The organism is Allobosea sp. 01N443 (assembly GCF_056399325.1).
Genome location: NZ_JBFTRC010000049.1, coordinates 1 through 22,231, shown reverse-complemented (window position 1 = coordinate 22,231; position 22,231 = coordinate 1). Strand labels below are relative to the sequence as shown.

Sequence of the window (22,231 nt, the reverse complement as noted above, 5' to 3'; positions counted from 1 at the left end):
CTCCTTCCATCATCCGCAGGACAGAGGGGACGTGGTCGGACCGGCGACGATGCTCGCTCTGCCGTCGGCCTTTCCGGCCAAAGCCCCGGAGATAACCTTTACCAGCTCACCTTGATCCCGAGCCGGCCGTCATAGGCGTGCGAGCGCCCGTCGAAACCGATCGAGTAGCCGGCGGTGGCGTAGAGCGCGGTGTTGCGGGTGAGCTGCGCGTCGATGCCGGCCTTCAGCTCGGCCCAGGCGCCGCCGAGGTCGGAGCGGAAGGGAATGAAGCCGGTCGCCGAGGAGAACGAGGTTTTGGGATTGCCCAAAAACTCGTTCCACAGGCTGGCTTTCAGCCAGGCGGTCATCAGGCGCGGCCTGGCGCCGGGCGTCGCCTCCTCAAGCGTCCAGCTTTTCGCGAGACGCGCGCCGATGCGCCCGGCCAGCGACTCCGCATCGGAGAAGCGCACCAGCGCCGCGGTGTCCAAAGCCGAGCCGCCTGCCACCGTCTGGTAGACCAGCTGCGCCTGCGGTTCGAGGATGAAGCCGTTGCCGAGCTGGAGGGGATAGCCGCCCTCGAGCGAGGCGGCGAAGCCGAACGTGTCGCGGTTGAGCACGAAGCCGCGTTTGGAATCGGCCTTGGCATCATACCAGGTGCCCTGGAGGACGCCGTCGAGATACCAGCCCGAGGGCCCGAAATGCGTCCAGTAGGCGCCGAGCGAATAGGCGTCGCTGCTATTGGTCCCGGCTTTGATGCCGTTGAAATGCGTGACGTCGCCCTCGATCCGGCCGATCGCRCCATAGATGCCGGCATGGTCTCTGCTGCCGTCGGCGCTGACGCTGCGATAGAGGTCGAGCCCGGCCTGGAAGGCGTAGAGGTCGTAATCGTAACTCGGGCCATTGCGAAAGATGCCGCCTGGCCCGCCATCATGGTTGCTGTGCTGGCCGATGATCCTGGCCCAGCCTGATGAGGCATAGGAGCGGCCGGGCGCCGTGGCGCTCGCCGGCAACTGCACCACGGTCGTGCAGCGGAAATTCTTCTCGGGGTTCTTGCACCAGATCGTGCGCTCTTCGGTCACTGCAGGCGCCTCCAGCGGGCGCAATTCGCCGACGCGCTCATGCAGGCTGTCGATCAGTGTGCGGCCATAGATCAGCTGCATCGCGGGCAGGGCGGCGTAGAGCGAGGTCTCCYGCCGGAAGTTGGGGACCGGATCATCCGGTCCCGGATTGAGATGCGAGCGCAGGTACCAGTTGTCGGGACCCGAGGCATCGACGCTGCTGCGGAAGAGCAGGTATTCATAGGGGCCGGCGACGACGGGCCGCCCCAGCGTGAAGGCGCCAGTTGCGGTCGTGCCGCCATTGATCGCGTCGACGACCAGGATGCCGTTGCTGCGCGTCAGGTCGCCGGCGCCGGTCGTGTTGGCGATCAGCAGCGGCGATGAGCCCGTGGCGCGGCCGCCATCGATGATCAGTCGGTCGGAGGGGGCGCTGTCATTGCCGAGGAAGGTGTTCAGGCCGAGCTGGCCGCCTTCGCCGAGATAGTTCACCACCGTCAGCGTCTTGTAGCTTGCAAGCAGGGTCGGGTCGCCGCCGGGCGGGGTGTACTGGATCAGGCTCGGGTCATTGACGAGATTGGTCAGGTTCGAATTGCCGGTCATGATCCAGGTGCTGTCGACCAGGGTCACGTTCGAGACGCTGCCGGGCGCGGTGAAGGCCGAGCCGGTGACGGTCGAGCGCGTCACCGTGACGTTGGCGAGGCCAGGCACCACCGGGAGCGCGGTCGGCGGCGGCAACCCGGGCAGGGCGCCGGGAAGCGGCAGGTCGGGATCAGGATCCGGCAGGTCGGGAACGCCGCCGAGCGGAGGGAGCTGGGTCAGCGGCGGGAACGCGAGGCTGCTGCCGACGCGCAGCCACTCGCCGCTGCCACCCGCGGTCGAGCCGGTCAGGCTGACATTGCCGTTGCCGGCAACACCGATCGTCGGACCGCTGACATTCGTCAGCGTGCTGTCGGTGAACTGCGCGTTCGAGACGGCTCCCGGCGCACCGATGACGAAGAGCGCCGCCGATTGCGCGCCCGTCGCCGTCACACTCGCCTGGTTGCCGATGATCAGGCCGCCGGCTTCGGCGACGGAGCCATGCGCGGTCGCGCCCGTCGCCAGCACCGAGGTCTGGTTCATCGTCACCGAGGTCGGATTGTCGCGCGAGAGCGTGCCATGCGAGCTTTCGCCGACCGTGAGCACGGTCGTGCGGTTGGCGATCACCGCCGCTTCGCCACGCCCGGTGATCGGGCGCGTGCCGTAATCGCCGAGCACGGCGCGCAGCCCGACCGCGTTGTTGCCTCTGGTGGTGATCGCGGCATCGTTCACGGTGGCGGTCGCCTTCGGCGCGGAGATATCGTTGCGCGACTGCGCGGTGACGCCATGTGCCAGGTTGCCGGAGGTCTCCAGGACAAGGTTGCTTGCGGTCAGGTTCGCGACGAATTCCGCCCCGGTCTGCTCGGTGACCGAGAACAGGCCGATGCCGCTGACGCCGCTGGTGGTGATCCTGTTGTTGGAAATCGTCACCGTGCCGCCGTCATCGGCGACGACGCCCATGGCAATGAAGCCCGATGTCGTCACGCTGGTCCCCGTCGCGGTCAGCACGCCGCCCGGGTTGCGGCCGACGAGGCCGTGTGGGCGCGCGCCTGCCCTGACCTCGCCGCCGGTCGTCTCGACGCTGCCGCCATTCAGGGTGATCGAGCCGTTGAGATCGGCGATCACACCCATGGCATTGTCGTTGCCCGAGGTCCGGACGGCGACATTGGTTGCCGTCACCGTGCCGCCCCCGGCCGCCGTGATGCCGGGGCTGTCGCGTCCGTTCGTCGAGGAGGAGCCGCCGGTCATGGTCGCGGTCGCGCCATTGATCACCCGCAGCCCGTAGCTGATCACGGCGGCGCCGCCCGTGCCCTGGATCTGCGTGTTGGTCAGCGTGATGGCAGAGCCGGCATCCTGGACCAGCACGGCGTTCGGGCCGGCGGAACTCAGCGAACTGTTGCTGAAACTGCCGGTGCCGCCGGTGAAGAGGAAAACCGCGTTGGCGCGGGTTCCTGCCGCCGTGACGGTCGTGCCGGAGACGGTGGCCTGCGATCCCGCGCCCTCGACCGAGATGCCGGTGCCGCGCTGGCCTGTCGTGGTGATCGTGCTGTTCACCACCTGGGCCGAGCCTCCGGAGAGTACGCGTATGGCTGACGCGGGATCAGTGTCTGCGCTGGAGGTGCCGCTCGTGGTGAGCGTGCTGCCGGCGAGCGAAATCGAGCCGCCGATCTCGGCCCGGGCGGCGCTCGCAAATGCGCCGGTCGTGGACAGCGTAATACCGGTCCCGATGATCGTGCTCCCCGCGCCGGTGGAGAGCAGGGCATGACTGCCGATGTTTCCGGCAACGATCTGAGCGCCGCTGGTGGTGACCTGGGTCGTGTCGGCCAGGACTATCGTGCCGCCGCCTTGCGCGAGCACGCCGAACGAGCCCCGGGAGGCCGTGCTGACGGTGCCGCCGACGAGGTCGATCCGGCTGCCGGTGCCTGTGGCAACCACCGCGTGGTTGGAACTGCCGTTGCCTCCGCCAAGCGTTGCAACATTGGCGGCGAGCGCAAAGACAGTTCCGCCGCCGCTGGCAAGGATCGCGAGATTGTCGGTGACCGCGACCGCCCCGGTGCCGAGCGTTATGTTCGCGCCGTTCGCAGAGATATGGCTTCCCGCGCCGGATGAGACGAGCCCGCGCTGGCCGGTGGCGGCCTGTACGGTCGCCAGGGTGCTGCCATCGAAGTTGATCACGCCGCCATCGACGGCTTCGGCGCCGATATAGTTTCTCGGGGCCGCACCCGGTCCGAGATTGATCGTCACGCTGTTTGCACTGATCTGCCCACCGGGATTTGTCGCCCGCAGTCCTGGCGTCGCGGCCGAAATCACCGTGATCGTCGAGCCCAATGGCACGACACAACTCGTGCCGTTCACCGCGACCGGCCCAGGCGGGCAGGCTTGTGCCTGGGCCGCGCCAGCCCCGAGCAAGGGCAGCCCGCAGCTACCGAGGAGCAGGCGCGCGCCCCAGGGCCAGGATTGGGAAAGCCTCGCTTTGCGTGCCGCCATCGCCCCCTCCCGTCACCGCGGCCGTTCGACGGCCGCCTCATGGCGCCCGGTTTCGGGCGCGGCAGGACTCAGATCAGTGGTCGAATCGGTTCGGGCCTGGAGAAGGCCGTGAAGGCCCGCAGCCATGCCGCAATGCCGCTTTGCGTCCCGAGACGCGGTATCAAAAGGAAAAGATGCTGCCGCCTCGCGGCAGGAGGCCATCGCAGTCGTCGTCGCCATCCACACCCTCCGCCAGGGACCGTGAATACAGACGTCAGGCGCTGCTTGGCGCCACCGCGTCATATTTCGCCCGATTCGATGTTCCTGTCGAGGTTCTGTGGCTAAGTTTCTGAATTCGATGACGATCGTGTCTGAAAAATTACAAGCAAAGCGCTCAAAATTTACCCGATGACTTCACGCAAATCTGCCGATACTGGCTGAAGCGCTCCACTTCCAAGATGTCGAAGCCGGGCCGCTTCCGGGATCTTTGCCGCAGCACGTACGCGCGCCGCGCTGGCATGGATTGCGTGTGTTCTGCTGGCGCGCGAGCCTCCGACGCGGCATTGCTTCTCCCCAAGACGGCCTCTCCGAAACGGCCCTTCACCTGAGGACCCTGATGACCATCGCTCAGACATTCGACCAGTGGATCGACCGCCGCGGCACGCATTGCGCGAAATGGGACACGATGGAGACCCATTACGGGGTTTCGCCCTCCGGTGGGCTGGCCATGTGGGTGGCCGACATGGATTTCCRGCCGCCGGCCTGCGTGCAAGCTGCGGTCGAGGCCATGGCGGCGCACGGCATCTACGGCTATTTCGGCGATGAGCGGGCGAGCAACGACGCCATCCGCTGGTGGATGAAGGCGCGCCATGGCTGGGAAGTCGATGAGAAGGCGATCTTCACCACGCATGGGCTGGTGAACGGCACGGCGCTCTGCGTCGATGCCTATACCAAGCCGGGCGAGGGCGTCATCGTGATGACCCCGGTCTACCACGCCTTCGCCCGCATCATTAAGGCGGCGGGGCGGCAGGTCGTCGAATGCAAGCTCGTGAACGGGGGCGGTCGCTACCTCCTCGATATCGCCGGCTGGGATGCGCAGATGACCGGCAACGAGCGCATGCTGCTGCTCTGCTCGCCGCATAATCCCGGCGGGCGGGTCTGGACCCGCGACGAGCTGCGCGAGATCGCACAGTTCTGCGTGCGTCACGACCTGATCCTGGTCTCCGACGAGATCCACCATGATCTCGTCATGCCCGGCCACAAGCACATCGCGATGCCCGTGGCGGCGCCCGAGATCATCGACCGCCTGGTGATGATGACCGCGACGACCAAGACCTTCAACATCGCCGGCTGCCATTCCGGCAATGTCATCATCCCCGATGAGGCGCTGCGGGCTCCGTTCCGGGCGCGGATGAACGCGCTCGGCATCTCGCCGAACTCGTTTGGCATGGCGATGGCGACCGCCGCCTACAGCCCCGAGGGCGCGGCCTGGGTCGACGAGCTCGTCGCCTATCTCGACGGCAATCGCCGGCTCTTCGACGAGGGCATCGACAGCATTCCCGGCCTGCGCTCGATGCCGCTGGAGGCGACCTATCTCGCCTGGGTCGATTTCTCCGGCACCGGCATGGAGTCAAAGGAGTTCATCGCAAGGGTCGAGAAACAGGCGAAGATCGCAGCCAGCCATGGCGCGACCTTCGGCTCCGGCGGCGACAATTTCCTGCGCTTCAACCTGGCGACGCAGCGCGCCAATGTCGCCGAGGCCGTCTCGCGCCTGAAGGATGCCTTCGCCGACATGCAGTAGGAGCGGCCTTCCACCGCCTCCCGATGAATGACGTCGCGATGTCCCGGCCGGTCATCGCGGCGCAGCCGCGCTGGTCGTCCTGCGGGCCGGGCCGGTGGGGTTGCGCCAGTCGCGCTTTGAAAGCCGCAACGTCCGGTCCATGGTCCGCCTCGCGTTGGGGAACGTCCGGGCGCGCATTCCCATTCCGGGGCGGAGGAATAATCGATGAAGCAATGTTCTTTGGCGGGGCTGGTGGTGTCCATCGGCCTGGCGCTGGCCKRGTGCCAGTCGACCACTGACGCCGTTCAGAACAAGGAAGACATGCTGTCGGCGGCGGGCTTCGTTCCCCAGCCCGCCAATACGCCGGAACGCCTGGCGACCTTGCGCAAGTTCCCGCCCAACAAGTTCGTCCAGCAGGTCAAGAACAACCAGATGGTCTATGTCTATGCCGACCCGATCGTCTGCCAATGCGTCTATTTCGGCGACCAGACGGCCTATGCCCAGTTCCGGCAGATGGTGTTCGCCAAGAAGCTGGCCGACGAACGCCAGATGACGGCGGCGATGGCGCAGGATGCCTTCGATTTCGGGCCCTGGGGCGGCCCGGGCTTCATGTTCTGAGCCAAGCATCGGCCCGAAAACTGGATTGCGGTTTTCGGGCCAAGCCGATGCAAACACAGATGCTTAGCTCATCGGCACGAAAACTGGATTGCGGTTTTCGGGCAAGCCGATGCAAACACAGATGCTTAGCTCATCGTCCCGAAAACTGGATTACGGTTTTCGGGACGGTCCGATGAGCTGAGGGCGAGGGCGCCGATCTCCGTGCCACCCAGTCGCTGACCGAAATCGTGGCGCGGGCTCGCCCCGCGCTGCAATCAGGCGCTGCTGCCCCTGCGGGAAAGGGCAGGCTCCGGGATGCTGGCCCCTCCGTCCGATCCCGCCCCGCGGCCCGCGCCATGGCTGGGACGTGCTGCAGCGTCCGCTCCGGCGGGGGCGCATCGCGACGGCCGCGCTCGGTTATGCGGCCCTGATGATGCGCAAGCGCGGAAGAGTTTTTTACGCGCAATACGTGCGGATACTGTCGGATTTCCCCCAGTGCCGGGACGTTGTGGCCTAGCTCCACAATAATGTGTAACCTTTGCGCAACCTGCCGGGGTGGATTGGCGTTCCCTTGCAGGTGAAGTGGAGACGTAATGGTCCGCTAAGACCGCCTGAACAGGCGTCTATTAAATGCGCAACGAGATCGAAACCGCACCGAAGGACGGGACATTCGTCATCCTCGAGGATGATTCGAGTGGCATCTATGACGTTGCTCACTGGATGGCGGCGACAGGCCAGTGGATCGGCAAGAACGATGAGCCGATCACGATCACGCCGACGCATTGGCACCCATTGGCTCATGACAATTACTTCCTTCTCGAGGGCGAAGGACCGGATGATCGCGCCACGGAGCGCCGCTCGAGGCGACGCCTCTATCTGCCGATCGCCGCCGCCGCGCTCGTCGCTGCGGCGCTGCTGTTTTTCTATTGGATCGGCGGCCTGGTTCAGCGCGACGATGGCGGCAAGGCCGGGCCGCAGGTCGCGATGCGCGCCCCGTCGCCGGACCGGAACGCGAAGAGCCCGCCTCCAGCGCCGCGAACGGGCGAATCCAGCCGGGCCAACGCGCCGGCGGACATCCGGCAGCTGACCACGGCGCCGGCGCCCGATGCGCAGAAATCCCCGAATTCCCGGCCGCCCGAAACCCGGGTGGAAGATCCGGTCGAGGCCGGGCGCACCCTCGAACAGCTGGACGTGCTGCAATTGCGGGCCCAGGCCGCGAAATCCGCGGAAGCGCTCCGACGGGAGCGCGAACAGGCTGCAAATCTGACGCAACAGGTCGCTGCTGCGCGGCAGGAACTCACTGACAGCACTGCGCAATATCGCCAGGCCCTCGAAGGCGAACGGGCCCGCAGCGCCGCACTGGCTGGCGAACTGGCGAAGGCGCAGCGCGACGCCGGGATGCAGGCCGAACACATGCGCAAGGCCGGCGAAGACGCCGCGCAACTGAAGCAGGCGGAGGTCGCAAGGGCCGCGGCCTCGCTTGGACAGGAGCGCGAGCAGGCGGCTGCGCTGGCGCGCGAGGTTGCCGCAGCGCGGGAGGCACTGAGCGCGGACACCGAGCAGCAGCGTCAGGCGCTCGAGGCGGAACATGCCCGCAGCAGCGCCTTGGCCGACCAGCTGGCGTCGGCGCAGCGCGATCTGGAGATGCAGGCGGCACAACTGCGCAAGGCGGGCGAAGAGGCCGAGCAGCTGAAGCTGGAGCGCGAGCGGGCGGCCGCGCTCGCAGGTGAGGTTGCCTCGGTGCGGCTGGAGTTCACGGCCGGCACGACGCAGCAGCGCCAGGCGCTCGACGAGGAGCGCGCCCGCAGCGCGGCGCTCGCGGGCGAATTGGCGAAGGCGCAGCGCGAGAGGCAGCTGCAGATCGCAGAGCTGAGCAAGGCGAGCGACGAGGCGGCGAGGCTCAGGCAGGCAGAGGTCGCCGGGACCGCAGACGCCGCCAAGGCTGCGGACGCGTTGAAGCAGGAGCGTGAGCAGGCCGYCGCTCTCGTACAGCAGGTGGCGGCGGCGCGGCAGGAGCTTTCTGCCGGCACGGCGCAGCAGCGCCAGGCGCTCGACGAGGAACGCGCCCGCAGCGCCGCGCTCGCCGGCGCTCTGGCGAAGGCGCAGCGCGAAATCGAAACGCAGGCGGCGCAGCTGAGCAAGGCGAATGCGGATGCCGCAGGGCTCAGGCAGGCACAGTCCGAAACCAATGCGGATGCGCAGGGGCAGGAGCGCGGGCAGGCGGCGGCCCTTGCCGCCGAGGTTTCAGCCGCGCGCGAGGCGCTGGCGACGGGCACGGCGCAGCAGCGCCAGGCGCTCGAGGAGGAGCGCTCCCGCAGCGCGGCACTCGCCGGCGAACTGGCGAAGGAGCAACGCGAAGCCGGATTGCAGCTGGCGGAACTGCGCAAGGCGAACGAGGAGGCCGCAGGGCTCAGGCAGGCGGAGGCCGCCAGGACGGCAGACGCCTCCAAGACTGCGGACGCGCTGAGGCAGGAGCACGAAAGGGCGGCAGCGCTCGCGCTTCAGGTCACGGCGGCGCGCGAGACATTGGCCGCGAGCACGGCGCAGCAGCGTCAGGCGCTTAACGATGAGCGCGCCCATAGCGTTGCGCTCGCCGCCGAGCTGGCGAAGGTGCAGCGTGAAGCGGGGACGCAAGCTGCAGCGTTGCGCAAGGCCAGCGAGGATACGACGCAGCTGAAGCAGGGGGAACTGGCGAAGACCGCAGACGCGCTCAGGCAGGAGCAGGAGAAAGCCGCCGGGCTGGCGCGGGAGATTGCAGCAGCGCGCGAGGCCCAGGCCACGAGCGCGGCGCAACAGCGCCAGGTGCTCGAGGAGGAGCGCGCCCGCGGCGCCGCACTCGCGGACGAATTGGCGAAGGCGCGGCGCGACGCCGGGGTGCAGGTCTCGGACCTGCGCAAGGCGGGCGAGGAGGCGGGAAAGCTCAGGCAGGCGGCGGAGAGCGCCGCGGCGGAACTGCGCCAGGCTCTGCAGGACGAGCGCGGCAGGGCGGCTGCGCTGGCGCGGGAACTCGAGGCGGCGCGGCGCACGGCGGTGGCGCGCGCCACGCCCCAGCCTGCGCCGGCCAGTCAGGCCTCCAGCCAGGCCGCGAACCAGGTCACCAGGCCGGCCGCGTTGGCCGAGCCCGTTGCACCGCCAGCGCCGCCGCAGTCACCGCCGGTCGCCAGCGAGGCAGAGGCGACGCGGCTGATTGCGCGCGCCAGCGTCCTGATCGGGCAGGGCGATATCGCCTCGGCGCGGATCGTGCTCGAGCGCGCCGCGGAAACCGGCAGCGCCCGGGCGTTCTTCATGCTCGCGGAAACCTATGACCCCGCCATCCTCTCGACCTGGCGGACCTATGGCACACGGGGCGAGGCGGCGAGGGCGCGCGAGCTTTATGCGAAGGCGCAGGCCGGCGGCATCCCGGAGGCGAAGGAGCGCTTGAACGGCTTGCGTCAGTAAAACGCCCGGGCGGGGGCGGAGACGGCCGAATGGCCGAATGGGGATGCCAAAGGGGAGTTCGGGAATGACGCTGTTTCCAGGACGATGCCTGTGCCTGCTCGCCGCCTTGACCCTGTTTGTCCCGGCGCTCCCGCCAGGCGATCTGCAGGCGCAGACGACACGGCTGGAGGCCGTGCGCGGGGCTGCGCCGCGGCGCGCGCCGACCTTTGAGGCGGAAAAGGAGCGGATGAATGCCTGGACCGTCGGTCTCGCCGGCGGCCTGATCGAGGGGGCGCCGCTGCGCTTCGCGGCGGAGATGGCGCGCGTCGTCGATGACGGGCCGAACCTGCATGTCCTGCCGATCGTGACCAGGGGGCCCACCGAGAACCTGAATTCGCTGCTCTATCTGCGCGGGATCGACACCGCGATCATCAATTCCGACGCGCTGGACGAATACAGGAACCAGATGCCGCAGATCCGGCGGCAGATCACCTATGTGCTCAATCTCTTCCCCTCGGAGCTGCACATCTTTGTCCGGCCGGAGATCCAGAGCCTGCAGGACCTCGCCGGCAAGAAGGTGAATTTCAACACGCTGGGCACGGCTGCCGCCTATTCCGGCCCGCTGATCTTCAGYCGCCTCGGCATCAACGCCGAGAAGACCTTCATCCCCCACCCGATCGCGCTGGAGCAGATGCGCAAGGGCGAGATGGCGGCGGTCGTCTTCATCACCTCCAAGCCCGTCGATGCCTTCGTGCGTGGCCGTTTTGAGCCGGGATTCAAGTTCCTCTCTGTTCCCTATGACAGCAAATTCGAGGATTATTATCTGCCGGCCGTGCTGGAGGCGGGCGAATATCCCGGGCTGATCAAGGCCGGCGAGCGCGTCCCGACCATCTCGGTGCCGACTGCGCTCGTCGCCTTCAACTGGCAGCCCCAGACCAACCGCTATCAGCGCGTCGCCCGTTTCGTCGACACGCTGTTCAACCGGATCGACCAGCTCCAGGCGCCGGGCTTCGACCCGAAATGGAAGTCGATCAACCTGGCCGCGACCGTGCCCGGGCTCGAGCGGTTCTCGGCGGCGCAGCAATGGCTCGATCGTCAGGCGCGCGCCCCGCGGGCGCTGCAATGAAGGCCTTCGCGCTCTCCGTCGCCTTCGCCGCCGCAAGCGGGATCGCGCTCGCGCAAGGCGCACCCAATGCGGCGCCCGACCCGATGGCGCATCTGCGAGCCTGCTCCCAGATGGCGCAGGCCGAGCGGCTGAAATGCCTGGACACGCTCTCGCAGCGCCTGGAGCCGGCGGCGCCTCAGGCGCGCGGGGGGGAGAACTGGATCATCAGTGAAACCACCTCGCCGGTGAATTATAGCCCGATCGTCACCGCCACCGCGGCTGCCCGCACCGGTTCCGACGGCGCGCTGAGCCAGCTCGCCATCCATTGCCGTGGCGGCCGCACCGAGCTCGTCGTCACAGGCCCCGCGCTCGCCAAGGGCGGCACGGACTACACCATCTCCTACCGCGTCAACGACGGCCAGTCGGTGCAAGCGGCGGCCGCGCAGCCCTCGTTCGGCGCCGGCGTCGCCTTCAAGGGCGATGTCGCGCAGCTCCTGCTGGCGCTGCCGGACGAGGGCGACCTCGCCATTCGTCTCGCTCCGCGTGTCGGCGCTGCCCATGACGGCACCTTTGCGCTCGGCGGGCTGAAGCGGGTGAGGGAGAAGGTCGCCGCGGCCTGCAACTGGCCGGGCGCCATCGCCAGGCCGCGGAACCCGTAGTCTTCGCCCAAGCCTTCTCGCCCAAGCCGTCGCCGAACTCGTCGCAAACCACGGGAGATGAAGACCATGACTGGATATGCCAAGGCCATGAGGGTCTCGCTGGCCGGCCTCGCAGCGTTGCTGATCGTCGTGCCGCCGGCGCTGGCGCAGCCGAAGAAGCAGGTGACGGCGCAGGCCGCAAAGCCCGCGGCGGAAAAGAAGCCGCACCAGCTCATCCTGCAGGTCAACACCAACGAGCCGGCGACGATGAATCTCGCGCTCAACAACGCGACGAACGTGGCGCAATACTACAAGGACCTCGGCGAGAAGGTGGAGATCGAGATCGTCACCTTCGGCCCCGGCCTGCACATGCTGCGTGAGGATACCTCGCCGGTGAAGGCACGGATCAAGGCGATCACGGCGAGCACGCCGTCGATCTCATTCAAGGCTTGCGGCAACACCCAGGAGAACATGAGCAAGACGGAAAACAAAGAGATCGGCCTGATCCCCGAGGCGACGCTGGTCAAATCCGGCGTCGTGCGCGTCATGGAACTGCAGGAGAAGGGCTGGACCTATGTCAGGCCCTGAAGCATCGGCGACCAAAAGTGGATTGCGGCTTTTGGCGCAGCCGATGCCCGTCACAACTGCGTGCTAGCGGGGAGAGCGCGCGGCGTCGTGCCAGGCGCTCCCCCACCAAACCTCTCCGCAACGGAACGTCCCCGTTGCCGAGAGTGTCCTGCGAATGGCCGCGGCCGATCAGTCGCTCGCTGAGCGCTCTGCGGAGACCAGCAGCATCATCGGCCGCTCGCATTCCGCCGCCAGGCCCGGGTTCTCGGCGATCTGATCGGCTGTCGGGGCAAATTCCTCGACCTGGCGGATCGAAAATCCCGTTGCGATCAATGTGTTGAGCGTCGTGGCTAACGTCCGGTGATATTTGAGCACGCCGTCGGTGAGCCAGTTGGTCCGGCGCTCGCCTTCGATCGCATAGCGGTTCACCGGCCAGGTCTTACGGCCGTCCTCGTCGGTCCACCAGCGCGGATGCGTAGCCGCCATGTAGATCGGGTGTTCGATCGTGAACACGAACTGGGAGCCTGGCGTGAGGGAGCGATGCACCATGCGCAGCAGGCGCCCGAAATCCGCGATATAGTGGAAGGTCAGCGCGCTGAAGGCGAAGTCGAACGCAGCCTGGGGCAGGTCGAGCAGCTCGAGATCGGCGATTGCGTACGCGACGCCCGCGTCGGAGGTATCCGCGATCGCCCGGGCGATCATTTTCTCGGAGACGTCCAGTCCGAGCACGGACCCGGCCCCGTGCTCGCGCGCCCACCGGGCAAACCAGCCGAAGCCGCAGCCGAGATCGACGACGCGCTTGCCCGTCAGGCCGGGCAGCATGGCGCGGATCGCCGGCCATTCCGGCGCGCCGGCCAGACCATGAACCTGTCGGGGAAGCTGGCTGTAGCCGGCGAAGAATTTTGGATCGTCATAGATGTTCTGTGCCACGTCTTTCACTCCATCACATTCAGATGGACGAGGCACAGGCGTGAAATTGGCCCCGTCCGTTTCCGGCGAGGCTGCAGGGGCGCGATACGCGTGTGTTAACGCAGCGATCGGCTGTCCCGCATCCCGCCTGTTGGGATGCCGGCAGCGCGGGCAACGATATGCGTATCCGTCTCGACCATCCCGGATTTATCGGGAACGGCACGATTCCTGTCAACGTCGCAGCGCGGTCCAATCCCCCGGGGTCAATCGGCGGCCGCTGCAGCGGACTTTCCCGGCACCCGAGACGATTGCGCCCCTGTAGGCCCGATTGGCCATTGCCTGCCATGAACCGTGTCGCTACCGAACGGCAGGAACGGCGTCTGAAGAGAACGAATCGCCGGGGTTGGGGGACTGACGATGAAGCTCTTGGTTGCTGTGTTGGGTTGCGCGGCTTTGGTTGGCGGCTGTGCCGGTGCATCGGCGACACGAACCTCGCGAACACCATGATGATCGACGCCGGCGCTGCGCCGGCCTGCGGCCCTCAAGGGGCGGCAAAGGTCGCAGCCAAGAGCGCCGCGATCGAGACGATCAGGGCAGGCTACGACCGCTACATCATTGGCGGCGCAGCGTCTCAGAACAATGTCTCGGTCAGCCAGATGCCGGGGAGTTTCCAGACCAGTGGCTCGTTCTCCGGCAACACCTATCAGGCCAGGAGCACCTATGTTCCTGGCCCGRCCATCGTGAGCGGCACCCATGACAGGCAGCTCGCGGTGATGATGTTCAAGAACGGTGAGCCGGGCTATCAGAACGCCCTCGACGCGCGGGAAGCCCTCGGCCCGGAATGGCCAGAAATCGTCAAGAACGGGATCCGGACCTGTCTTTGATCCGTTTCACGCATCTCGCATCCCGCTAGCTATCGTCATCCCGTTTTGGATGGCGCCAGCCTGCGAGTGCGCAAGCTGCCACCTATCCTTACTACGGCCATTTCAGTCCGCAGATCGTCCGCTCCGGTCGTTGACGTAACGCAAGGCTGGATTTAACCCCGCTCTTCCCCGGTATGGGGCCACAGCTTTTGCGGGGGGCGGGGGCAGCGATGCGAATGACGATAGACGGCGCGCACGAGATGGCGCGCCACGCCGTGCTGGCCGCTGGAGGCAGCGATGCTGTCGCGGCAGCGCTCGCGGATGCGACGATCGCTGCGGAAGTGTCGGGTCGTCCCTCTGTCGGGTTCGCGCATCTCCTGGACTATCTCGATAGCCTCGCGGCCGGGCGGATCGCGGGCTCCGTCACCCCGGAGGTCAGCTTTCCGACCTCGGCCTCGATCCGGATCGAGGCCGGGGGAGGCATCGCCCAGCTCGGTTTCGATCTCGCCTTTGCTGAATTGCAGGCGCGCGCCGGGCTCTACGGCCTCGCGCTGCTGATCCAGGCGAACAGCTACACGGTCGGCGAACTCGGCTACTACACCCGCCGTCTCGCCGAAGCAGGATTGATCGGGCTTGCCCTTGCCAATGGGCCGGCGCTGGTGGCGGCGGGCAAGAGCCAGGAGGCCGTCTACGGCACCAATCCGCTCTCCTTCGCCGCGCCCGTCGCGGGCGGCCAGCCTTTGGTCATTGACCAGGCCACGAGCGCGACGGCCTTCGTCAATATCAGGCAGGCCGCCGAGACCGGCGAGGCGATACCGCCGGGCTGGGCCGTGGATGCGAGCGGCCAGCCCACCACCGACCCACGCGCGGCGCTCACCGGAGCGCTTCTCGCTTTTGGGGGCGAGCGCGGCGCCAATATCGCGCTGATCGTGGAAACCCTGGCAGCCGGCATGACCGGCGCGAACTGGTCGCTCGATGCGCCGTCCTTCGCTGGCGGCAGCCAATCCCCCGGCGTAGGGCTCCTGGTCGTCGCGCTGAAGCCGGAGCTCTTCGCTCCGGATTTTTCAGCCCGGCTGGCTGCGCATCTCGAACGCCTGGCGGGCAAGGGCGTCCATATTCCCGGACAAAGGCCGGCTCGCCAGGAGATCGAGCTGCCCGATGCGCTGGTGGAGGCGATCGCGCGATACTCCCTCGGGCGGGGCCAGCGGCGCGCTACTCCATGACCATCGGATGGTCATCCGACGGCGCCTTCTTCTGCTTCGAGGTGACCAGCAGGGCGAGGAACGGCATGGCCGCGAGGCACAGGATCATCAGCAGCTTGAAATCGTCGATATAGGCGATGATCATCGCCTGGCGCGTGATGACCTCGTCGAGCGCGGCGCGCCCGGCCAGCGTCAGCGGATCCCAGGCCTCCTTGATCGCCGGCATCTCGAAGATGCGGTTGAAGGGCGTGACGTAAGTCGCGATCTCGGCGTGGTTCACCTGGACGTTGCGGGTGAGCAGATAGCTGACGATCGAGATGCCGACACTGGAGCCGATATTGCGCGACAGGTTGTAAAGGCCGGTGGCGTCGCCGCGATCCTGCGGCTGCAGCGTGGAGAAGGTCACAGTGGTCAGCGGCACGAAGAGCAGGCCCAGACCCGCTCCCTGGATGAAGCCGGTGACGATGATCGTCTGCTGCGAGACGTCCGGGGTCCAGCCGGCCATGTCGTACATCGCCCAGGCGCTRACGGCCAGGCCGGCGCCGAGCAGGATGCGGATGTCGACCTTGCCGATCAGCCGTCCGACCAGGAACATGCAGAGCATCGTGCCCATGCCGCGCGGGCCCATGACGATGCCGGCGGTGACGACGGGGTAGCCCATCAGCGTCTGCAAATAGGGCGTCATCAACGCCAGCGAAGCGAGATAGGTGATGCCGACGATGAAGATGAAGATCATGCCGACGCTGAAGTTGCGATCGAGGAACAGGCGCGGCTTGATGAAGGAGTTCTCTGCCGTGAGGGTGTGGACCACCAGGATGTAGATCGCCGCGACGCAGACCGTCGCCTCGACGATGATCTCGAGCGACGAAAACCAGTCGAGCTGGGCGCCGCGGTCGAGGAAGAGCTGGAGCGAGGCGATGGCGAGGCTGAGCGCGCCGAAGCCGATCCAGTCGAGCCTGGCCAAGGCGTTCGATTTCGTCTCGGTGACGAAGATCCCGACGCCCGCCAGGGCCAATGCGCCGAGCGGCAGGTTGATATAGAAGACCCAGCGCCAGGAGATGTTCTCGGTCAGCCAGCCGCCGATGACGGGGCCGAGCACCGGGCCGACCATGACCGAGACGCCGAACAGCGCCATCGCCGAGCCGCGCTCCTCCGGCGTGTAGATGTCGAGCAGGATGCTCTGGGACACCGGCACCAGGGCGGCGCCGAAGAAGCCCTGGAGCAGGCGGAAGCCGACGATCTGAGTCAGCGACTGCGCGGCGCCGCAGAGCATCGAGGCGACGACGAAGCCGATGATCGCGACCGAGAGCACGCGCTTCCTGCCGAAGCGGGCGGCAAGGAAGCCCGATGGCGGCGTCATGATCGCGGCCGCGACGATATAGGAGGTCAGGACCCAGTTGATCTGATCGGCGCTGGCCGAGACGCTGCCCTGGATATAGGGCAGCGCGACATTCGCGATCGTCGTGTCGAGAGCCTGCATGATCACGGCGAGGATCACGCAGACGGTGATGGCGCCGCGATTGGCGACCACGGGGGTCGCCGCCGTGGCGACACCATCAGCCATTGTGAGTCTCGGTCTTGCCGAAGAGGTCCGAGACGAAGCTGGGCAGGCCGCGGGCGCGGCCGGTATCGACATCAAGCACGACGCTCATGCCAGCCCGCAACAGCGGCTTGCCGGCGGGCGTGTCGATCTTGACGCGCATGGCGATGCGCTGGACGACCTTGACCCAGTTGCCGCTGGTGTTCTGGGCCGGCAGCAGCGAAAAGCTTGCGGCCGAGGCCGGGCTGATGCTGTCGACCGTGCCGGTCCATTCGGCGCCGGGATAGGTGTCGACATAGACCCGCGCCTTCTGTCCCGGGCGGACCCAGGTCAACTCGGTCTCCTTGGGGTTCGCCTGGATCCAGACATGGTCGGCCGAGACCAGGCTGAAGCCGACGGTCGCGTCGGCAAGGTACTGCCCCTTCTGCAGCGAGGGCACATTGGTGACGATGCCGTCCATCGGCGCCTTGACCACGGTGTGATCGAGCTGGCGGGCAGCCTCGGCCCGGGCTGCGACGCTGTCCTTGTAGCGAGGGTGGTCCTCGATCGGCGCATCGGGATTGCCGTTCAGGCTGGCGGCGATACCGATGAGCTGGCTCTGGAGCTGCGCGAGCTTCTGCACGGCGCCATCGAGATCGTGCTTGGCTGAATCATAGGTCACCTGCGAGGCCACCGCCTTGGTCGCGAGGTCCTGCTGCCGCTTGAAGGCGGTGGTGTAGTAATCGATATCGGTCCTGGCCTGGGCGATCTTGCTCTGCATCGCCTTGTAGTTCGCCTTCTGCGCTTCAAGATCGTTGCGGACCACCCCAATCTGCGCGTTCGCCCGGTCGAGGGCGAAGCGGAACTGCGCGTCGTCGAGCTTGAACAGAACGTCCCCGGCCTTGACCTGCTGGTTGTCGCGCACGTCGATTTCGCCAACGATGCCGGCGACGTCGGTCGAGATGCCGACGATGTCGGCTTGCACATAGGCGTTGTCGGTCGACATGACCTGCCCGCCGACGACGTACCAGTAGCCGCCCGCGGCAAGCGCGACGGGCAGCAATGCGAAGAGGATGGAGCGCTTCAGATTGCGCGGCTTGGCGGCGGGAGCGGTGCTGGCCGGGGCAGGCGCCTGCGCCGTGGTCTCGGGAGCTTTAGTGACAGGGGCGGGCTGAGCCGAAGGCAGCCTCGGCTCGGGGCGGCGGATTTCGGTCACGTTGCTGGCCGCAGAAGGATCCGAGCCGTCGTTCCGGACGGGGTCGGGTTGTCTCGCTGTGTCATCCATCGGTCTTCGGTCCTACGGCTGGCGGCATCGCACAGGCCGCCGAGAGGTTCCCACGCATCGTCGTGAGCAGGGCGAGGAGCGCCTCGCGCTCGGCTTCGGAGGTGTCGGCGAAGGCCTCGGCGCGGGTGATCTCGCCGAGCTCGCGCATGGTCGCGAGGGTCGGCCCGGCCTTTTCTGTGAGGGAGAGCCGCCAGACGCGCCGGTCCGTGGCGTCGTGCCGGCGTTCGATCAGTCCGCAGCTTTCGAGCTTGTCGAGGATGCGGCCGAGCGTGATCGGCTCGACCTCGAGCAACTCGGCAAGGCCGCCCTGCCGGATGCCTTCATTCTTGTCGAGATAGGCCAGCACCTGCCATTGCGACCGGGTCAGCTCCAACCCGAACCCGCGGGCATTCTGCTCGAAGCGCTTGCGCAGCAGTCGCGCGACATCGTGCAGGAGGAAACCGACAGTGCGCGAGGGCTGCTCTTTGGTCAGGGCTTTAGGCATGCTGTTCATAAGCATCCATATATTATTTTAGCTTAGGTTCTGCAATGCGCCCGACTCGTCTGGCCAGTTTCAATGTCGCGTTCGCCTCGCCGGGGCATCGATATGCGGCTCAGCCCCCGCTCAACGCTCGGGCGGCATGGTCGAGCGGCATCACGTCGATTCCGTCCCGGAGTGGGTATGGCTCGACGCCCGGATAGATCACGATGCGTCGCTCGGGGGCGATATCCTCGCAAGCGTGATGAAATCCTCGCTCCACCTTCGGCGTGAGGCTGCGCTTGATCTCGATCGCCCAGGGCCGCCGTCCAGGCAGGGTCAGCACGAGATCGATTTCTGCGCCCGCAGCTGTGCGATAGAAGTTTGCCTGAGTGCCAGGTGGCACGGCGGCGATAAGAGTCTCGATCGCAAAACCTTCCCAACTGGCGCCGGCGATGGGATGTCCGAGGACGTCCTCCAGCGTTTCCAGGCCGAGGAGCGTATGCGTGATCCCACTGTCCCGGACGTATACACGGGGTGATTTGACCAAGCGCTTTCCGGCGTTGGCGTGCCAAGGCTCAAGGCGACGGACGAGAAGCAGATCGACCAGGAGATCGAGATAGGACGCGACCGTCTTGCCGTCGACGCCAAGGGAACGTGCCAGCTCCGCTCCATTCAGCAGGCCCGACTGATGATGCGCGAGCATCGTCCAGAAACGCCGCAAAGTCTCAGCCGGGATCCGAGGACCCAACTGCGGAATGTCACGCTCAAGATAGGTACGAACGAAATCCTGTCTCCAGCGCTGGCTCACGCGAGCGCTGGCGGCCAGGAAGCTGTCTGGAAAGCCACCTCGCAGCCATAACCTGTTCAGATCCTCCCGAGGGACCTCAAGACCGTTGATCGGCCCGAGTTCAAGATACGAAATCCGGCCCGCAAGGCTCTCGCCTGATTGCTTCAGAAGCTCGATCGAGGCCGAGCCCAGCAGCAGGAAGCGCCCTGTCCGGTGGCCGGCACGTCGACCACGGTCGATCAATCCTCSCAGGTTCTGAAAGAGGCCGGGCAGGCGATGCACCTCGTCAAGGATCACCAGCTTGTCTTCGTGGCCTGCAAGATAGAGCTCGGGCTCGGTCAGCTTGGCGCGATCGGCATCCGATTCCAGGTCAAGATAGATCGAGGGGCGCGTCTCACCTATTTCGTGGGCCAGGGTCGTTTTTCCGACCTGCCGTGGCCCCAGCAATGCGACCGCCGGATAGCTGTCGATCAGATGGGTTAGTTCAGAAGCAATGCGACGCGGTATCATCCTTGCAATTATGGAGGAGAATTCCCGATTTGCAAGGTAATCCGTTTCCTGAGGGAGTGAAAAGGATGAAGCCGACTGCGGCCGCGTTGACGAGCCGGTTCGCAAGATGATGCTCCCCGCGATCATCTGAGACAGCCCGCCGATCAAATGGCGCCGGCTCAGCGACCTCCCCCTTAGGGATGATGGTGCGCACGAGATCGAATGGGGTAGCTGGGATCCACACGATGACAGGCGGTGCGGGTTCACTCCACATCCTATCCGAGGCCATGCAATGAACGATCAAGCCCCGTCCAAGACGTTCCCCGTCGAGAGTGTACGCAGCCGGTTTCCGGCGCTTTCCAGGGTCGCCAATCCGCCGATTTATCTCGACAATCCCGCCGGAACACTGGTCCCGCAGCAGGTGATCGACGCCGTCGGCGCGGCCATGGCCGGTGCCAGCAGCAATCTGGGTGGGTTCTTTGCCGGTTCCAGGCGGGCTGACGCCATCTGGCTCAAGGCGCACCAGGCCGTGGCCGACCTGCTTGGGGCGGCATCCGAGCGCGAGATCGTCATCGGCCAGAACATGACCACGCTGACGCTGCATCTCTCACGCTCGATCGGCAGGCGGTTCCGGCCGGGCGACGAGATCATCCTCACCCGCATGGAACATGAGGGCAACGTCTCGCCCTGGCTGCTAATGGCGCGGGACCTGGGGCTGGAGGTCAAATGGCTGCCCTTCAACCGTGACAGCTGGCGCATCGAGCCGGAGGACCTCAGGCCACTCCTCAGCAACCGTACGCGCCTGCTCGCCCTCAACTACGCCAGCAACATGACGGGTTCCATCAACGACGTCGCCGCACTCACGGCCATCGCGAAGCAAGCCGGCGCATTGGTCTATGTCGACGCGGTTCAACTGGTGCCGCACCGGCTTCCCGAAGTCCACGCATTGGGCTGCGATTTCCTGGCCTGCTCGTCCTACAAGTTCTTCGGCCCGCACCTCGGCATGGTATGGGGGCGCGAGAGCCTGCTGGYCGAACTGGAGCCGTACAAGTGTCGCTGCGCCAGCGACGCCCTGCCGGAGCGCTTCGAAACGGGCACCCCGCAGACGGAGCTTCTGGCCGGACTTGCCGCGACGGTCGACTATCTCGAGTGGCTGGGTGAGGCCACCGGCCACCACGGAACGCGTCGCGAGAAGCTTTTGGGCGCTTACCGCAGCTTCGAGGCCTATGAGAACGTGCTGTCGCGCCGCCTGATCGGGGGGCTCCTGCGGCTGCCCCATGTCACCGTCCGCGGCATCACCGATGCGGCCTCCCTCGCTCACCGGGTACCAACAATTTCCTTCACGCATTCGCATGTCTCGACCCATGTCATCGCGAAAGCTCTGGCGGAGCAGGACATCTGCGCCTGGTCGGGGCACAATTATGCGCTCGAGCCTGCGCGCCTGCTCGGGCTCGACGAAGACGAAGGCGTCGTTCGGCTGGGTGTCGCCCATTACAACACGATCGAAGAGATCGACCGGACCCTTGCCGCGATCGCCAAGATTGTTGGGCAGGATGCGGCCATGTTAGCCTGAGTCCGGCGGCAGTACAGGCGGGTCACGCAGCTGGACGAGGACTGAGTGCGTTGAATCGGGAGATACACGCGGGCATGATCGCGGCATTCAGCTTGGATGCCGCTCGCGCAATCGATCGGTTTGACCGTTCCGACAGCCCCTATTTGCTTCTGGACGCGATCAACCGCATCGTCCCCTTCAAGCTAGCGATGTCGGTGGTCTATCGGCGCGAGGCCGCCCCCGTCTATGTGGCCGACACCTTCGCCAACCGCTCCGGAAAGCGAGCGCTCGAGCTTTACATCGCCGGCACCTACATCCTCAACCCGGTCTACAATGCCTATCYCAACGGGCTGAAGGCGGGCATCTATCGCTTGCGGGAGCTCGCACCGGACGCCTATTTCACCTCCGACCACTACCGGCACTTCAAGGTCCAACAACAGGTGGACGAGGAACTCGGCTACCGCACCTATGGCTGGCCGGCGGGGATGGAGGAGGTGGTCGTCGCCGTCGAACTCCCCCAAGACGAGATGGCGGAGATCAGTTTTTATCGGCTGGCCAGCCTAGGCGGGTTCTCCGATGCCGACTGCGAGGCACTGCGGACCATCGAGCCCCTGATAGGGGCAATCTACCGCCGAATCTGGCAGCATTGCCGCCAGGACAGCAAGCGTGACACGCATTGGGCCTCCTTCGACCTCTTGCTGGGCGATTTCGGCAAAGGGAAACTCAGCCCGCGCGAATGCGATGTAGCCCACCTGATCCTGAAGGGCCATTCGGGCGAGTCGATCAGCCGCAATCTCGGCATTTCGGTGACGACGGTGAAGACCCACCGCCAGAACCTCTACGCCAAGCTCGGCCTTTCCACGCAACAGGAGCTGTTCTCTCTGTTCCTGATGTCGCTCCAGAGGCAGGATGATGTGTCGAGCCGCTCCGGCGGAGCGGCAGGTATGGTCCCCGCACGCTGAACGAGACCGCCGGCCGCAGG

16 protein-coding genes are annotated in these 22,231 nt (G+C 66.3%); 10 read left to right on the top strand and 6 right to left on the bottom strand.

Annotated features, from left to right (window positions below; all coding sequences use genetic code 11):
- Window positions 1-98: 98 nt before the first annotated feature.
- Complete coding sequence (locus tag AC1DRP_RS14705) at window positions 99-4,100, bottom strand: autotransporter outer membrane beta-barrel domain-containing protein (protein WP_476768833.1); 4,002 nt, start codon at window positions 4,098-4,100, stop codon at window positions 99-101.
- Window positions 4,101-4,695: 595 nt separating this feature from the next.
- Here AC1DRP_RS14705 and AC1DRP_RS14700 point away from each other — a divergent pair.
- From AC1DRP_RS14700 to AC1DRP_RS14675, 6 genes are all read left to right on the top strand, one after another.
- Entirely contained in the window at window positions 4,696-5,880 is a 1,185-nt protein-coding gene (locus AC1DRP_RS14700) for a MalY/PatB family protein (RefSeq protein WP_476768832.1), read from the top strand.
- Between the two features lie 204 nt (window positions 5,881-6,084).
- Window positions 6,085-6,477: a hypothetical protein gene (locus tag AC1DRP_RS14695; RefSeq protein ID WP_476768831.1), complete on the top strand. Its 393-nt coding sequence runs from the start codon at window positions 6,085-6,087 to the stop codon at window positions 6,475-6,477.
- 609 nt (window positions 6,478-7,086) lie between these two features.
- Window positions 7,087-9,894: a hypothetical protein gene (locus AC1DRP_RS14690; RefSeq protein WP_476768830.1), complete on the top strand. Its 2,808-nt coding sequence runs from the start codon at window positions 7,087-7,089 to the stop codon at window positions 9,892-9,894.
- A 64-nt stretch (window positions 9,895-9,958) separates the two neighbouring features.
- On the top strand, window positions 9,959-10,999 hold the full coding sequence (locus AC1DRP_RS14685) for a TAXI family TRAP transporter solute-binding subunit (RefSeq protein WP_441507584.1): 1,041 nt from the start codon (window positions 9,959-9,961) through the stop codon (window positions 10,997-10,999).
- Window positions 10,996-11,637 (top strand): hypothetical protein, encoded by a 642-nt coding sequence (locus AC1DRP_RS14680; protein ID WP_441507583.1) that lies wholly within the window; start codon window positions 10,996-10,998, stop codon window positions 11,635-11,637. The genes AC1DRP_RS14685 and AC1DRP_RS14680 overlap by 4 nt, the downstream gene beginning before the upstream one ends.
- A gap of 66 nt (window positions 11,638-11,703) precedes the next feature.
- Window positions 11,704-12,204, top strand: coding sequence for a DsrE family protein (locus tag AC1DRP_RS14675; RefSeq protein WP_069882881.1), 501 nt, complete (start codon window positions 11,704-11,706; stop codon window positions 12,202-12,204).
- A 168-nt stretch (window positions 12,205-12,372) separates the two neighbouring features.
- On the opposite strand, the gene AC1DRP_RS14670 is transcribed toward AC1DRP_RS14675, so the two are convergent.
- Window positions 12,373-13,113 carry a class I SAM-dependent methyltransferase gene (locus AC1DRP_RS14670; protein ID WP_476768829.1) on the bottom strand — a complete coding sequence of 247 codons (741 nt, stop codon included), beginning with the start codon at window positions 13,111-13,113 and terminating at the stop codon, window positions 12,373-12,375.
- A gap of 482 nt (window positions 13,114-13,595) precedes the next feature.
- Between AC1DRP_RS14670 and AC1DRP_RS14665 the strand changes: the two genes are divergently transcribed.
- Window positions 13,596-13,976, top strand: a complete 381-nt coding sequence (locus tag AC1DRP_RS14665; RefSeq protein WP_476768828.1) for a hypothetical protein — start codon at window positions 13,596-13,598, stop codon at window positions 13,974-13,976.
- Between the two features lie 215 nt (window positions 13,977-14,191).
- On the top strand, window positions 14,192-15,178 hold the full coding sequence (locus tag AC1DRP_RS14660; RefSeq protein ID WP_476768827.1) for an Ldh family oxidoreductase: 987 nt from the start codon (window positions 14,192-14,194) through the stop codon (window positions 15,176-15,178).
- On the opposite strand, the gene AC1DRP_RS14655 is transcribed toward AC1DRP_RS14660, so the two are convergent.
- From AC1DRP_RS14655 to AC1DRP_RS14640, 4 genes are all read right to left on the bottom strand, one after another.
- Entirely contained in the window at window positions 15,168-16,721 is a 1,554-nt protein-coding gene (locus tag AC1DRP_RS14655; RefSeq protein ID WP_441507579.1) for a DHA2 family efflux MFS transporter permease subunit, read from the bottom strand. The genes AC1DRP_RS14660 and AC1DRP_RS14655 overlap by 11 nt on opposite strands.
- Window positions 16,714-17,892: an HlyD family secretion protein gene (locus tag AC1DRP_RS14650; protein ID WP_441507578.1), complete on the bottom strand. Its 1,179-nt coding sequence runs from the start codon at window positions 17,890-17,892 to the stop codon at window positions 16,714-16,716. The genes AC1DRP_RS14655 and AC1DRP_RS14650 overlap by 8 nt, the downstream gene beginning before the upstream one ends.
- Before the next feature lie 61 nt (window positions 17,893-17,953).
- Window positions 17,954-18,445 carry a MarR family winged helix-turn-helix transcriptional regulator gene (locus AC1DRP_RS14645; RefSeq protein WP_441493369.1) on the bottom strand — a complete coding sequence of 164 codons (492 nt, stop codon included), beginning with the start codon at window positions 18,443-18,445 and terminating at the stop codon, window positions 17,954-17,956.
- A gap of 109 nt (window positions 18,446-18,554) precedes the next feature.
- On the bottom strand, window positions 18,555-19,718 hold the full coding sequence (locus AC1DRP_RS14640) for an ATP-binding protein (protein ID WP_476768839.1): 1,164 nt from the start codon (window positions 19,716-19,718) through the stop codon (window positions 18,555-18,557).
- Window positions 19,719-19,989: 271 nt separating this feature from the next.
- Between AC1DRP_RS14640 and AC1DRP_RS14635 the strand changes: the two genes are divergently transcribed.
- Together AC1DRP_RS14635 and AC1DRP_RS14630 are read left to right on the top strand one after the other, a co-directional pair.
- Window positions 19,990-21,270, top strand: a complete 1,281-nt coding sequence (locus AC1DRP_RS14635) for a cysteine desulfurase-like protein (RefSeq protein ID WP_476768826.1) — start codon at window positions 19,990-19,992, stop codon at window positions 21,268-21,270.
- A gap of 74 nt (window positions 21,271-21,344) precedes the next feature.
- On the top strand, window positions 21,345-22,211 hold the full coding sequence (locus tag AC1DRP_RS14630; RefSeq protein WP_476768825.1) for a helix-turn-helix domain-containing protein: 867 nt from the start codon (window positions 21,345-21,347) through the stop codon (window positions 22,209-22,211).
- The last annotated feature ends 20 nt before the right edge of the window (window positions 22,212-22,231 follow it).